The 13,853-nt window shown below is 73.2% G+C and carries 13 protein-coding genes; 6 read left to right on the forward strand and 7 right to left on the reverse strand.

From position 1 onward, the window contains the following. Nucleotides 1–115 precede the first annotated feature (115 nt). The 3 genes from CIK06_RS04700 (at nt 116) to sucD (ending at nt 3,088) form a co-directional block, all read left to right on the forward strand. Complete coding sequence (locus CIK06_RS04700) at nt 116–520, forward strand: cobalamin B12-binding domain-containing protein (protein WP_095563790.1); 405 nt, start codon at nt 116–118, stop codon at nt 518–520. Between the two features lie 500 nt (nt 521–1,020). Further along, complete coding sequence (sucC, locus tag CIK06_RS04705) at nt 1,021–2,199, forward strand: ADP-forming succinate--CoA ligase subunit beta (RefSeq protein ID WP_095563791.1); 1,179 nt, start codon at nt 1,021–1,023, stop codon at nt 2,197–2,199. A gap of 1 nt (nt 2,200) precedes the next feature. Further along, nucleotides 2,201–3,088: a succinate--CoA ligase subunit alpha gene (gene sucD / locus CIK06_RS04710; RefSeq protein ID WP_095567565.1), complete on the forward strand. Its 888-nt coding sequence runs from the start codon at nt 2,201–2,203 to the stop codon at nt 3,086–3,088. A 104-nt stretch (nt 3,089–3,192) separates the two neighbouring features. Here sucD and CIK06_RS04715 read toward each other — a convergent pair whose 3' ends face one another. Continuing rightward, complete coding sequence (locus CIK06_RS04715; RefSeq protein ID WP_095563792.1) at nt 3,193–3,447, reverse strand: hypothetical protein; 255 nt, start codon at nt 3,445–3,447, stop codon at nt 3,193–3,195. A gap of 154 nt (nt 3,448–3,601) precedes the next feature. On the opposite strand from CIK06_RS04715, the gene CIK06_RS04720 reads away from it, so the two are divergent. Beyond that, entirely contained in the window at nt 3,602–5,062 is a 1,461-nt protein-coding gene (locus CIK06_RS04720) for a DUF6350 family protein (protein ID WP_232534014.1), read from the forward strand. A 140-nt stretch (nt 5,063–5,202) separates the two neighbouring features. Here CIK06_RS04720 and CIK06_RS04725 read toward each other — a convergent pair whose 3' ends face one another. Continuing rightward, complete coding sequence (locus tag CIK06_RS04725) at nt 5,203–5,871, reverse strand: hypothetical protein (RefSeq protein ID WP_369916097.1); 669 nt, start codon at nt 5,869–5,871, stop codon at nt 5,203–5,205. 430 nt (nt 5,872–6,301) lie between these two features. Here CIK06_RS04725 and purN point away from each other — a divergent pair, with 430 nt between their 5' ends. Both purN and purH read left to right on the forward strand, forming a co-directional pair. Beyond that, nucleotides 6,302–6,922 (forward strand): phosphoribosylglycinamide formyltransferase, encoded by a 621-nt coding sequence (purN, locus tag CIK06_RS04735; RefSeq protein ID WP_095567568.1) that lies wholly within the window; start codon nt 6,302–6,304, stop codon nt 6,920–6,922. Further along, nucleotides 6,919–8,520, forward strand: a complete 1,602-nt coding sequence (gene purH, locus CIK06_RS04740; protein ID WP_095563794.1) for a bifunctional phosphoribosylaminoimidazolecarboxamide formyltransferase/IMP cyclohydrolase — start codon at nt 6,919–6,921, stop codon at nt 8,518–8,520. Before purN ends, purH begins: the two co-directional genes overlap by 4 nt. A gap of 120 nt (nt 8,521–8,640) precedes the next feature. Here purH and CIK06_RS04745 read toward each other — a convergent pair whose 3' ends face one another. The 5 genes from CIK06_RS04745 to CIK06_RS04765 form a co-directional block, all read right to left on the reverse strand. Beyond that, entirely contained in the window at nt 8,641–9,552 is a 912-nt protein-coding gene (locus CIK06_RS04745) for a DUF559 domain-containing protein (protein ID WP_095563795.1), read from the reverse strand. Between the two features lie 157 nt (nt 9,553–9,709). After that, a complete protein-coding gene (locus CIK06_RS04750; RefSeq protein WP_095563796.1) occupies nt 9,710–10,798 on the reverse strand; it encodes an ABC transporter ATP-binding protein in 1,089 nt (362 codons plus the stop codon). After that, entirely contained in the window at nt 10,785–11,828 is a 1,044-nt protein-coding gene (locus CIK06_RS04755) for an ABC transporter ATP-binding protein (protein ID WP_095563797.1), read from the reverse strand. The genes CIK06_RS04750 and CIK06_RS04755 overlap by 14 nt, the downstream gene beginning before the upstream one ends. Before the next feature lie 4 nt (nt 11,829–11,832). After that, nucleotides 11,833–12,831 carry an ABC transporter permease gene (locus tag CIK06_RS04760; protein ID WP_095563798.1) on the reverse strand — a complete coding sequence of 333 codons (999 nt, stop codon included), beginning with the start codon at nt 12,829–12,831 and terminating at the stop codon, nt 11,833–11,835. Beyond that, nucleotides 12,824–13,762 carry an ABC transporter permease gene (locus CIK06_RS04765; RefSeq protein WP_095563799.1) on the reverse strand — a complete coding sequence of 313 codons (939 nt, stop codon included), beginning with the start codon at nt 13,760–13,762 and terminating at the stop codon, nt 12,824–12,826. The genes CIK06_RS04760 and CIK06_RS04765 overlap by 8 nt, the downstream gene beginning before the upstream one ends. Nucleotides 13,763–13,853 lie beyond the last annotated feature (91 nt).

The raw sequence follows: 13,853 nt of genomic DNA on the forward strand, positions 1-13,853 counted from the left end.
GAATGCCGACGCACTCGTCTCGGGCGCTTCTCCGTCCCACCTTCCCGCCCCGTCGGCCGGCGGGTTACCGTTCGTTCAGCTGTTGCCGCGGATGTCCGGGAAAGGTGTTGCGCTGATGAACTCGCGAATCCGGGTGGTCGTCGCCAAGCCGGGGCTGGACGGGCACGACCGCGGCGCGAAGGTGGTCGCCCGTGCCCTCCGGGACGCCGGCATGGAGGTGATCTACACCGGCCTGCACCAGACGCCGGAGCAGATCGTCGAGGCCGCGATCCAGGAGGACGCGGACGCCGTGGGTCTGTCCGTGCTCTCCGGGGCGCACATGACCCTGTTCCGGCGGGTGATCGAGTTGCTGGCCGAGCGGGACGCCGCCGACATGGTGGTGTTCGGCGGCGGGATCATCCCGGAGGCCGACATCCCCGAGCTGGAACGGCTCGGCGTCGCCAAGATCTTCACCCCGGGCGCGACCACCCAGTCCATCGTCGAGTGGGTACGCGCCAACGTGGGCCAGCCGGTCGGCTGAGCGCGCCGGGTCCGGGTCTGGGACCGGGCCGGATCGGTGCGGATCGGCGCGGGCCGCTGTGGCGGGCCGCACCGCCGAAACACGAAAAGGGGAGAGGCCGGACGCACCCCTCACACGTCCGGCCTCTCTATGCACGATGCCCCGCCGCCACCCCTCGACCGACAGGGCATCGGCCGCTTCCGTCTTCGCGCTCGATCAGCGCTCCGACATCTGACTCAACGACCGCCACCTCCGGCGGTTACGCGGGCCTCGAACATCTCCCACCGGACCCGGCCGGGCCGGCCTGCGGTTATGTCACCGCATCATGATCGGAAGAACGGTTCCAGCGGGTACGTCCTGTGCATTACCGCACAGGACGTACCCGCTCGGTTGCCCGTTCCAGCCATCTCGCTAGGCTGCGCCCAATGGCCTGTTTATCGCTGTAACAGGCGTCAAACTGTTTTCTCAACGCTGGTAGCGGCGCGACGGCGCGCCGCGGAGACGGGACGGGACGCGCAAACGTGGACCTGTACGAGTACCAGGGGCGGGACCTGTTCGAGCGGCACGGCTTGCCCGTGCTCGCGGGCGGCGTCGCCACGACCCCGCAGGAGGCCCGTGCCATCGCCGACCGCCTCGGCGGTCGGGTGGTCGTCAAGGCACAGGTGAAGGTCGGCGGCCGGGGCAAGGCGGGCGGCGTCCGGCTGGCTGACGGCCCCGACGAGGCGGTGGCCCGGTCCACCGACATCCTCGGCATGGACATCAAGGGCCACACGGTCCACAAGGTGATGATCACCGTCACCGCTGACATCGCGGAGGAGTACTACTTCTCGTACCTGCTGGACCGGGCGAACCGCACCTTCCTGTGCATCGCCAGCGTGGCCGGCGGGATGGACATCGAGCAGGTGGCCGCCGAGACGCCCGACAAGGTGGTCAAGGCTCCCATCGACGCCAACACGGGCGTGGACGAGGCCAAGGCCCGCGAGATCGTCGCGGCCGCCGGGTTCCCGGCCGAGGTGGCCGACGAGGTGGCCCGGATCGCGGTCGGCCTCTGGCAGGCATTCGTCGCCGAGGACGCCACCCTGGTCGAGGTGAACCCGCTGGCCAAGACGGCGGACGGTACGGTCCTGCTGCTGGACGCCAAGATCACGCTGGACGCCAACGCCGCGTTCCGGCACCCCGACCACGAGGCACTGGTCGACCAGGCGGCGGTGGACCCGCTGGAGCAGAAGGCCAAGGAGAAGGACCTCAACTACGTCAAGCTCGACGGCGAGGTCGGCATCATCGGGAACGGCGCCGGGCTGGTCATGTCCACCCTTGACGTGGTGGCCTACGCGGGCGAGGGACACGGCGGGGTCAAGCCGGCCAACTTCCTGGACATCGGCGGCGGCGCGAGCGCGGCCGTGATGGCCAACGGCCTGGAGATCGTGCTCTCCGACCCCTCGGTCAAGAGCGTCTTCGTGAACGTCTTCGGCGGCATCACCGCCTGCGACGAGGTCGCCAACGGCATCATCCAGGCGCTCGCCCTGCTGGAGCAGCGCGGCGAGCGGGTCACCAAGCCGCTGGTGGTCCGGCTCGACGGCAACAACGCCGAGGCCGGCCGGGCGATCCTGGAGAAGGCCAACAACCCGCTGGTACAGCGGGTGGACACCATGGATGGAGCGGCCGAGCGGGCCGCCGAACTCGCGGCTGCGGGGGTCTGAGATGGCAATCTGGCTGACCAAGGACTCGAAGGTCATCGTCCAGGGGATGACCGGCTCCGAGGGTTCGAAGCACACCAAGCGGATGCTGGCCGCCGGCACCACCGTGGTGGGCGGGGTCAACCCGCGCAAGGCGGGCCAGAGCGTCGACTTCGACGGCACCGAGCTGCCGGTCTTCGCGAACGTCGCCGACGCCATGTCGGCCACCGGTGCCGACGTGACGGTGATCTTCGTCCCACCGCAGTTCACCAGGGCCGCGGTGGTCGAGGCGATCGACGCCGGCATCGACCTGGCCGTGGTGATCACCGAGGGGGTGCCGGTGCACGACACCGCCGCCGCCTGGGCGTACAACGTGGCCAAGGGCGAGCGCACCCGGATCATCGGGCCGAACTGCCCGGGCATCGCCTCGCCGGGCGCCTCCAACGCCGGCATCATCCCGGCCGACATCACCGGCTCCGGCCGGATCGGCCTGGTCAGCAAGAGCGGAACGCTGACCTACCAGATGATGTACGAGCTGCGCGACATCGGCTTCTCCACCTGCGTGGGCATCGGCGGCGACCCGATCATCGGCACCACCCACATCGACGCGCTGCGGGCCTTCCAGGACGACCCGGAGACCGACGCGATCGTCATGATCGGCGAGATCGGCGGCGACGCCGAGGAGCGGGCGGCCGATTTCATCAAGGCCAACGTCACCAAGCCGGTGGTCGGCTACATCGCCGGCTTCACCGCCCCACCCGGCAAGACCATGGGGCACGCGGGCGCCATCATCTCGGGCTCGGCCGGCACGGCCGACGCCAAGAAGGCCGCGCTGGAGGCCGTGGGGGTGAAGGTGGGCAAGACCCCCACCGAGACCGCCAAGCTGATGCGGGAGATCATGTCCGGCAACTGACCGGGAAGCGACGAAGGCGGCGGGGTGGGCCATGGCCCACCCCGCCGCCTTCGTACCCGGAGAATCAGTCCCGGACCGGCCCGGCGCTCGGCCGGGCGGGGATGCTAGGACAGGCCGGGGTAGTTGCCGGTGAGCCGCAGGATCAGGCTCACCACGATGTTGAGCGCACCCAGCGCGATGGCGACGTAGCCGAGCACCGGCGACTTGCCAAACTTCTTGGCGTCCCGCATCGAGAGCCAGCCGAAGAGAATGCCAAGGATGCCGCAGCAGATGACACCGAGCACGATGCCAAGCACCCCCCACAGGGTGGTGCGGTCGTTGCCCTCGGGCACGCTCTGCGGCGGGTAAGGAGCCGTCATGTTTGTTTCTCCTGGTTGAGGCGAGCGATACATGATCGCAGGTTGGGCAGAGGCTAGCGTGCCGGACCCGGAACCGCTGTCCCATTCAGCCGGTGACCCGCAGGTAGTGGTGTCGCCCACGCCACGGTGGCCGGGCGTGCCACAGTAGATCGTGATGTCACCCGGCCGCCCCGACCGACCCGACCGCGCCGCCGGCCGGTCCGCCGGCGTGCCGGGCGCCGGGCGCCGACCGACCGGCGCGCCGGACCGGGAGCGCCGGGCGGACGGGCCGGACCGGGAGCGCCGGACTCCCGGCGGGTCGGAGCGCGAGCGCCGGGTCGAGGACCGGGCGCCCCGGGACGGCCGCGGATCCCCGCCGGCCGGTCGGTCCCGACCGGCGCGTACGGGTCCGGGCACCGACCGCGGTACGGGCCGCCGGGTGCCGCGGCAGCGTACCGGGCAACGCCGGCACGCCCCGCTGCCCGTCGCCGCCGGCGTGGCCGCGATCTGGGCGGCCCTCGTCTCGTACCTGCCGGTGGTCGCGGCCCTGGCACTCGGCCGCTTCGGCGGTCCGGTCACCGCGCCCGGCGGTGCGCTCCGGGCCGGCCTCGCGGCCTGGCTGCTCGGCCATGGCGTCCCGCTGCCGACCTCGGCCGGGCCGGTCGCCCTGGTGCCGCTCGCGGTCGCCGCGCTGGCGGCCTGGCGGCTGGCGCGGGCCGGCGTGCACGTGACCCGGGGGATCGGGGCGCGACATCGGGGCAGCGCCTGGCAGGTCGCCGCCGTCGCCCTGGCGGTGGGAATCGGGTACGGGATCCTGGGCGCCCTCGCCGCACTCGCGGTCGGACCCGCCGGCCCCGACGTGCCACCGCTGCGGGCCGGGCTGACCCTCGCCGCGTTCGCGACCGTGGCGGCGGCGCTCGGCGCCCTGCCGGCCACCGGGGTGCTGGCCGTCCTGCTGCCCCGGGTGCCGCCGGTGCTGCGCGACGGCCTGCGCACGGGGATGGTCGCCACGTTGCTGCTGCTGGGCGCCGGCGCCGGTGCGGCCGGACTGGCCGTGGCGACCGGGGGGAGCGCGGCCGGGGACATGATCGGCGCCTACCACGCGGGGGTCGCCGGGCAGGCCGGCATCACCCTGCTCAGTCTGGCGTACGCGCCGAACGCGTCGATGTGGGCCGCCAGCTACCTGCTCGGCCCCGGGTTCGCGCTGGGCACCGGCACGATCGTCCGGGCCACCGAGGTCAGCCTGGGTGGGCTGCCCGCCGTACCGCTGCTGGTCGGGTTGCCCACCGGGCCGGTGGGCGGGTTGGGCGCGGTGCTCCTCGCGGTGCCGGTCCTCGCCGGTGCCGCCAGCGGAGCCCTGCTGGTCCGGCGTACCGTCCGGTCGGGTGGTCCGGAGGCTGGGGGGCTGGCGTGGCGTCCGCTGCTCACCTCGGCGGCGCTCGCCGGACCGGTGGGCGGGGTACTGACCGGCCTGCTCGCGATCGTCTCCGGCGGCTCGCTCGGCGGCGGCCGGCTCGCGCAGATCGGGCCGGACCCCTGGCAGACCGCGGTGGCGGCCACCGCGGTGCTCACCCTGGGCGCCCTGCTCGGGGTGGTCCTCACCCGGTCGTTCTTCGTGGCCCGCGGCCGCCCGTGAGTGGCCGTCCGTGGGTCGCCGTCCGTGAGCCGTCGTCCGTGGGCCGCCGGCCGTGGTCGGCGACCGCGGTCGCCGGTTGCGGGGGCGCGACGGCTGGCGGGGATCCCCGGGGCGGGGATCCCCCTGCCGCCCGCTGCGGATCAGCTCAGCACGCCGTTGCGGCCCAGGGCGACCCGACCGATGATGGCGAGGATGCCGAGCGCCACGGCCGCCGCGCCGCAGATCATGCCGGTCAGCGCCTGGCTACGGTTGGTGGCCAGTCCCTGCTCGGCCTTCTGCTTGCCGAGGTAGCCCAGCACGATGCCGGCGATGCCGGACGCGATGCCGATGTACAGGCAGCACACCAGCGGGATTCCGGCGATGCCGAAGATCATGCTCAGCAGCCCGAGGGTGTTGTTGGGAGCCTGCCCCGGCTGGCCGAACCCGGGCTGGCCCGGCGCGGCGCCGTACGGCTGTCCCGGCTGCTGCCCGTACGGATCGGGGTACTGGCCGGCACCGTAGGGCTGCTGTCCGTACGGCTGGCCGGAGGTGGGTTGCCCGTACGGCTGGCCGGAGGTCGGCTGGCCGTAGGGCTGGCCCGACGTGGGCTGCCCGTACGGCTGGCCGGAGGTCGGCTGGCCGTAGGGCTGACCCGAGGTGGGCTGCTGCCCGTGGGCCGGCTGGCCGTACGGCGGCTGCGGCGCGGGCGGCTGCGCGTACGGGTCCTGGTACTGCGGCGCAGTCGGGTCCTGTGGCTGCTGTCCGTACGGATCCTGGCCGGGATAGCCGGGCTGCATGTCGGCTCCTTCGTCGAAGAGGGACGTGGTCACGGTAGAGGATCGAGCCGGCCCCGGCGGGCGACCCGGCGGGCGCGCCCCGGACCGGCGACCGGTCGGCACGCACGCCGACGCTGACGCTGACGTCCGTCCCCGACCGGTGGTCGGGCCAGCCTCGTGCCTGGCGGCCCGGACTCCGCCGGGCACCGCCGGGATCCACCAGACCGGCCCGCGGGTAGAGACCGGCAGCCTACCCGCTGCCCGCCAGCCGACGGTGCCGTGCCGGCACGCGGCCCACCCAGCGGACCGGTCCCGCGCACCGCGCCGGCCGGTTCCGGTTCGGTCGTCGGGCACCGCGCCGGCCGGCTCCGGGCACCGCGCCGGCCGGCTCCGGGCACCGCGCCGGCCGGCTCCGGGCCGGCTCCCGGGCGGCTCCCGGGCGGCGACGTCGGTGCGTCCGGGCCGGCCCGATAGGGTGCAACGCGTGACCGCCCTCGCGCCGGCCGCCCGGCTCGTCGTCCTCGTCTCGGGCTCCGGCAGCAACCTGCAGGCGCTGCTCGACGCCACCGTGGAACCCGGATACGGCGCCCGGATCGTCGCGGTCGGCGCCGACCGGGACGGCATCGCCGGGCTCGACCGGGCGACCGCGGCCGGCGTACCCACGTTCGTGGACCGGATCCCGGCGTACCCGACCCGCGAGGACTGGGACCGGGCGCTCACCGCGCACGTCGCCGCGTACGAACCCGACCTGGTCATCTCCGCCGGCTTCCTGAAGCTGGTCGGGCCGCACTTCCTGGCCGCCTTCGGGGACCGGTACCTGAACACCCACAACTCACTGCTGCCGGCGTTCCCCGGCATGCACGGCCCGCGCGACGCCCTCGGCTACGGCGTCAAGCTGGCGGGCGCGACGTTGTTCTTCGTGGACGCCGGCGTGGACACCGGCCCGATCGTCGCCCAGGTGGCGGTCCCGGTGCTGGACGGCGACGACGAGGAGAGCCTCACCGAGCGCATCAAGGAAGCCGAGCGGCGCCAGCTTGTCGAACAGGTCGGCCGGCTGGTCCGCGAGGGTTGGACCATCACTGGAAGAAAGGTCACGATCCCATGACCGAGGGGCACGCCGCCACCGGCGCCACCGGCGCTCCCGGCGACCGCCGGCCCATCCGGCGGGCGCTGGTCAGCGTGTACGACAAGACCGGGCTGACCGAACTGGCGACCGCGCTGCACGCCGCCGGCGTGGAGATCGTGTCCACCGGCAGCACCGCGGCCACCATCGAGCGGGCCGGCGTTCCGGTGACGGCCGTCGAGGTGGTCACCGAGTTCCCGGAGTGCCTCGACGGCCGGGTCAAGACCCTGCACCCGCGGGTGCACGCCGGGCTGCTGGCCGACCTGCGTCGACCCGAACACCTTCGGCAGCTCAACGAGCTGGGCATCGAGCCGTTCGACCTGCTGGTCTCCAACCTGTACCCGTTCAGCGAGACGGTCGCCTCCGGCGCCACCCTGGACGAGTGCGTCGAGCAGATCGACATCGGCGGTCCGGCGATGGTCCGGGCGGCCGCCAAGAACCACCCGTCGGTGGCCGTGATCACCGACGTCTCGGCGTACCCGCTGATCCGGCGCGCCCTCGACGCCGGCGGCTTCACCCTGGCGGAGCGTCGCGGGCTCGCGGCCCGGGCCTTCGCCGACATCGCCGAGTACGACGTGGCGGTGGCCAACTGGTGCGCGGTCGCCCTCGACGACGCCGCCCCGCAGTGGCCGGCCAGCGCGGGCCTGGCGCTGCGGCGGCAGACCACCCTGCGGTACGGCGAGAACCCGCACCAGGACGCCGCCCTGTACACCGAGGCCGGGACCCCGGCCGGGCTGGCCCAGGCCGAGCAGCTGCACGGCAAGGAGATGTCCTACAACAACTACGTGGACGCCGACGCGGCGTGGCACGCGGTGCACGACTTCGGCCCGGACACCCCGGCCGTGGCCGTGATCAAGCACGCCAACCCGTGCGGCATCGCGATCGGCGCCGACCTGGCCGACGCGCACCGCAAGGCGCACGCCTGCGACCCGGTCTCCGCGTACGGCGGGGTGATCGCGGTCAACGGGACCGTCTCGGTCGAGCTGGCCAGGCAGGTGGCCGAGATCTTCACCGAGGTCATCGTGGCGCCGGACTTCGCACCCGGCGCGGTCGACGTGCTGGCCGGTCGGAAGAACCTGCGCGTGCTGCGCGCCCCCGCCTGGGCGCCGGCGCCCGCGCAGTGGCGGCAGGTCAGTGGCGGCATGCTTGTGCAACTGGCCGACCGGGTGGACGCCCCCGGCGACGACCCGGGCGCCTGGCGGCTGGCCACCGGTGCGCCGGCCGACGAGGCGACCCTGCGCGACCTGCTGTTCGCCTGGCGGGCGATCCGCTCGGTGAAGAGCAACGCGATCCTGCTGGCGCACGACCAGGCGACGGTCGGGGTCGGGATGGGGCAGGTGAACCGGGTGGACTCCGCCCACCTGGCCGTCTCCCGTGCCGGCGCCGAGCGGGCTCGGGGCGCGGTGGCCGCCTCGGACGCGTACTTCCCGTTCCCCGATGGGCTGAAGGTGCTGCTGGACGCCGGGGTCCGGGCGGTCGTGCAGCCGGGCGGCTCCATCCGCGACGAGGCGGCCATCGAGGCGGCCGCCGAGGCGGGCGTCACCATGTACCTCACCGGCACCCGCCACTTCTTCCACTGACCCCGCCGAGCGCCGGGGCCACCGCCCGTCAGTCATACGTCAGGTACCTCAACCGGCCGGTTTGAGGTACCTGACGTATGACTCGGCAATGGCGCAGGCTGGCGCGGGCCGGCGGGGGCGTCAGGAGGCGGCGCGTTCGCGGCGCGCCTGCCGGACGTCGGCCAGCAGCCGGTCCGGGTGCCGGAGCACGTCGTCGGCGGTGAACCGCAGCACCACCCAACCGGCCGCCCGAAGCCGGTTGAGCCGGGACACGTCGCGCTGGAAGTGCGCCCGTTCCCGATGATGGTCACCCTCGTACTCGATGGCTATCCGCAGCTCGGGATAGGCCAGGTCGACGCGCGCCAGCCACCGGCTGAGGCCGTCGCGTACCTCGTACTGCGCCACGGGCTGGGGCAGCCCGGCGTCGACGAGCAGCAGCCGGAGCCGGGTCTCCATGGGCGACTCGGCCAGCGGCTCGGCGAGGGGGAGAACCTCGCGGAGCAGGCGGGCGCCCCGCCACCCGGGTCGGGCCAGCGCGTACCGGTTCAGCGCAGCCGGCCGTACCACCCGGCGCCGCAGCAGGGCGTCGACCGCGACGACCGCGTCGGCGCGAGGCCCCCGCCGGCCCAGGTCGAAGGCGGTACGCGCGGCGGAGGTGACCGGAAGGCCGGCGAACCGGACCACGTCGCCGGCGTCCAGCCTGGTATGCGTGATCCGGACGGCTGGGTGCCGGCGGATGCGGACCGACCGGGCAACCACCACCGACACCGGTGCGCCGGTGCGACCGCGGGGCAGGAGGTCGGCTCCCCAGAGAAAGGCGGCGCTCGGCCCGCCGATGGCGCCGTCCGCGGGCAGCACCAGGGCGACGGCGTCACACCACATCCGGTGGTCGTCCGGGGCGAAGGCGTCGGCCTGGATGTACACGTCCGGAAGCAGCCGGCGCCACCCGCGGCCCGCCAACATCCGGCGGCTGAGCAGGCCGTCGGCGATCGCCCGGGTGCCCCGGAACGGCAGGAAACCAAGCCCGCGAGGCACGGCGGCGCGCTGCGACACCTCCTCAGCCTGCCGCCCCGCGGCCGGCTCCGCCTCCCTCAATCCTCCGGCTGTGGACAACGCCTACCGGCCTGTGGACGACGCGGGTTCGGATGGTCTTCCGTCAGTCATACGTCAGGTACCTCAACCGGCCGGTTTGAGGTACCTGACGTATGACTCAGCGCGGAGCGCCTTCGGGGAAGTGGCAGGCCGACGGGTGGGAGGTGGGTGCGGGTGCGCTGTCGGGGCGGCGCAGTTGCGGCGCCGGCAGCGGTACCGGGCGGGCCACCAGCGGCGGCTCCTCGGTGGCGCAGATGTCCTGCGCCTTCCAGCAGCGGGTGCGGAACCGGCAACCCGAGGGCGGGTCGGCCGGCGAGGGCACGTCTCCGGTCAGCCGGATGACGTCCCGCTGCCCGCGAACCTCCGGGTCCGGCACCGGCACCGCCGACAGCAGCGCCTGGGTGTACGGGTGGGTCGGCCGCTCGTAGATCTCGTCCTCCGTGCCGATCTCCACCATCTTGCCCAGGTACATCACGCCGACCCGGTCGGAGATGTGCCGCACCACCGACAGGTCGTGCGCGATGAAGACGTACGACAGGCCGAACTCCTGCTGCAACTGTTCGAGCAGGTTCATCACCTGGGCCTGGATGGAGACGTCCAGCGCGCTCACCGGCTCGTCGCAGATGATCACCTCGGGACGCAGGGCCAGCGCCCGGGCGATGCCGATGCGCTGCCGCTGGCCGCCGGAGAACTGGTGCGGGTACCGGTTGACGTGTTCGGGGTTGAGCCCGACCACCTCCAGCAACTCCTGGACGCGGCGTCGCCGGTCGCCGCGTGGGGCGGCGTCCGGGTGGATCGCGAACGGCTCGCCGATGATGTCGCCGACCGTCATCCGCGGGTTCAGCGAGCTGTACGGGTCCTGCATGACCATCTGCACGTTGCGGCGCATCCGGCGCAGCCGGGCGCCCGAGGCCGCGAAGAGGTCCTCGCCGGCCAGGGTGGCCTGCCCGGCGGTCGGCGTCTCCAGCCGCATGAGCAGCCGGGCAAGGGTCGACTTGCCGCATCCCGACTCGCCGACGATGCCCAGGGTCTCGCCGCGGCGGAGCTGGAAGCTCACCCCGTCGACGGCCTTGACCTGGCCGATGGTCTTCTTGAACAGCACCCCCCGGGTCACCGGGAAGTGCTTCACGACGTTGCGGACGTCGAGCACCACCTCGCCGCTCGGCGTACCGGCCGGGTGCCTGGCGGCCAGCTCAGCGACGGTCATCGCGTACCTCCTGAGCGAAGTGGCAGGCGCTGGTCCGGCCGTCGCCCAGGTCCAGGCTGGGCGGAACGACGTCCAGGCACTCCTGCCGGGCGTACGGGCATCGGGGATGGAAGGCGCAGCCGGCGGGGATCTGCATGAGGTTCGGCGGCAGCCCGGGGATGGTGGCCAGGCGCTGGCCGCGCCGGCTCAGCCGCGGTACCGACTCCAGCAACCCCTTCGTGTACGGGTGGGCGGGCCGGGCGTACAGCGAGTGCACGTCGGCGTGTTCGACGATGCGGCCGGCGTACATCACGGCGATCCGGTCGGCCACGTCGGCGACCACGCCGAGGTCGTGGGTGATCAGGATCATCGCCATGTTCAGGTCCCGGCGCAGTTCGGCGAGGAGGTCCATGATCTGCGCCTGGACCGTCACGTCCAGCGCCGTGGTGGGCTCGTCCGCGATCAGCACCCGCGGTTCCAGCGCGAGCGCCATGGCGATCATGACGCGCTGCCGCATGCCGCCGGAGAACTGGTGCGGGTAGTCGCCGGCCCGCTGCCGCGCGGCAGGGATCCGGACCAGGTCCATCAGCTCGACGGCCCGCTCCCGGGCCGCGCGGCGGGACATCCTCGCGCGCAGCCGCAGGGTCTCGGCGATCTGCCAGCCGACCGGGAAGACCGGGTTCAGCGCCGACAGCGCGTCCTGGAAGATCATCGCGATCTCCTCGCCCCGGACCTGCCGCCGCTGGTCGGCGCCGAGCGTGAGCAGGTCCCGGCCGCGGTACCGGATCTCGCCGGACGGGATCACCGCCGGCGGGGTGTCCAGCAGCCCCATGATGGCCTGCGCGGTCACCGACTTGCCGGAGCCCGACTCGCCGAGCACGGCAAGCGTCTCGCCGGCGTCCAGGTGGTACGACACGCCGTTGATCACCTTGGCCACGCCGTCCCGGGTGTGGAACTCGACGTGCAGGTCCCGCACCTGGAGCAGGTGCTCGGCGCCGGCGCCGGTGGCCGGGGTGGGTCGCGGGGAGGTGGCGGTCGAGGTAGCAGTCATGGTGTCACCGCAGCTTCGGGTCGAAGGCGTCGCGGATCGCGTCGCCGAGCATGATGAACGCGAGCACCGTCAGCGCCAGGAACGTCGAGGGGACGATCAGCGGCAGCGCGGCCTCGCGCATGTGCACCCGGCCGGTGTCGATGTCGATCCCCCAGGAGAGGGTGGGCGCCTTGAGCCCGATGCCCAGGAACGAGAGCGTGGCCTCGGCCGCGATGAAGGTGCCGAGCGCGATGGTCAGCACCACCACGGCCGGGGCGAGCGCGTTGGGCAGGATGTGCCGCCACATGATCCGGCCGTTGCCGGCACCGAGCATCCGGGCCGCGGCCACGTAGTCCTGCTGCCGTGCCGTGATCACCGAGGACCGCACCACCCGGGCGGCGGTGGTCCAGCCGAGCACGGCCAGCACCAGGATCACCGCGAACAGCCGGGTGTCCGGGCTGTTCGAGCTGACCCGCTTGAGCAGCACGATCGCCGCCAGCAGCAGCGGAATGCCCAGGACGATGTCGATCACCCGGGACAGCGCGGCGTCGACCCAGCCGCCGAAGTAGCCGGCCAGCATGCCGACGACCACCGCGATGACCCCGGTGATCAGCGCCGACAGCGCACCGACCAGCAGCGAGGCCCGGGCGCCGTAGACGGACCGGGCGTACACGTCGCAGCCCTGGAAGTCGTACCCGAAGATGGCCCCGCCGGACGGCCCGGCATGCTGCCGGGACAGCGCGCAGTCCCGCGGGTCGTTGCCGGCGAACAGGCCCGGCACGGCCGCCATGGCGGTCACCAGCAGGACCAGGGTCAGCGAGATCCAGAAGACGGGGTTGCGGCGCAGGTCGCGCCAGGCGTGCCCGGCGAGGCTGCTGACCCTCGCGGCGCCGGGGACGCCGCCGGTGCCGCCGGTCGTGCCGGCACCGGTGGCGCCCGGGGCGCCGGTCGGGGCGCCGCCGGTCGCTCCGGCGCCGGGGGTCGCGCCGGCGGCTTCCACCGCGCCGGCGGGTTGGCTACTCATAGCGGATCCTCGGATCGAGTACGGCGTACAGGACGTCCACCACCAGGTTGGACACGAGGTAGACCAGGACCAGGACGCTGACGATGCCCACCACCAGCGGGCCGTCCTCGGTCTTGATGGCGCGGAACAGGTTGAAGCCCACGCCCGGGATGTTGAACACGCCCTCGGTGATGATCGCGCCGCTCATCAGGTTGCCCAGTTCGACGCCGAGGAACGTGACGACCGGGATCAGGGAGTTGCGCAGCACGTGCACGCTCACCACCCGGCTGCGGCGCAGACCCTTGCTGGTGGCCGTCCGGACGTAGTCGGCGCGCAGGTTCTCCGCCACCGAGGTACGGGTCAGCCGCAGCGCGGTGGCCAGCGAGAGCGAGCCGAGCACGATGCCGGGCAGCAGCAGCGCGTACAGGCTGGGCGACGCCCCCGCGGTGGGCGGGAAGAGCTGCCACTTCACCCCGAGGAAGTACTGCGCCAGCGGCGCCAGCACGATGGTCGGGATGCCGAGGACCAGCAGGGTCAGGACCAGCGTCGCGTTGTCGAAGATGCTCGCCCGGCGGATGCCGGCGACCACCCCGGCGGTGACGCCGAACAGGATCGCCACGGCGAGCGCGATGAGCGCCAGCCGGACGGTCACCGGCCATGCCTGGGCCAGGATGTCGGCGATCCGGCGGCCGGTCAGCGACTCACCCAGGTCGCCGCGGAGCAGGTTGCCCACGTAGTCGGCGTACCTGTAGAAGAAGCCGCCGATGCCGGTGGCGTCGAGGTGGTACTTCTCGGTCAGGTACGCCCGCTGGGCGGCCGTGACCGGCCGTTCCCCGGCGAGGGCCTGGATCGGGTCGCCCTGGCCGGCGAACATCAGCGCGTAGACGATCAGCGTGGTCCCGAAGAACGCGAGGACCATCTGGAGAAGGCGTCGCACGATGTAGCGGAACATGCTGTCGCTGTCTCTCTCGTGCCCGGAATGTCGGGGGCGGGGCTGGCGGCGTACCCGGGACGGGTGCCGGACCCCGGCGGTGGGTGCCGGC

Source organism: Plantactinospora sp. KBS50 (genome assembly GCF_002285795.1).
GTDB lineage: Bacteria > Actinomycetota > Actinomycetes > Mycobacteriales > Micromonosporaceae > KBS50.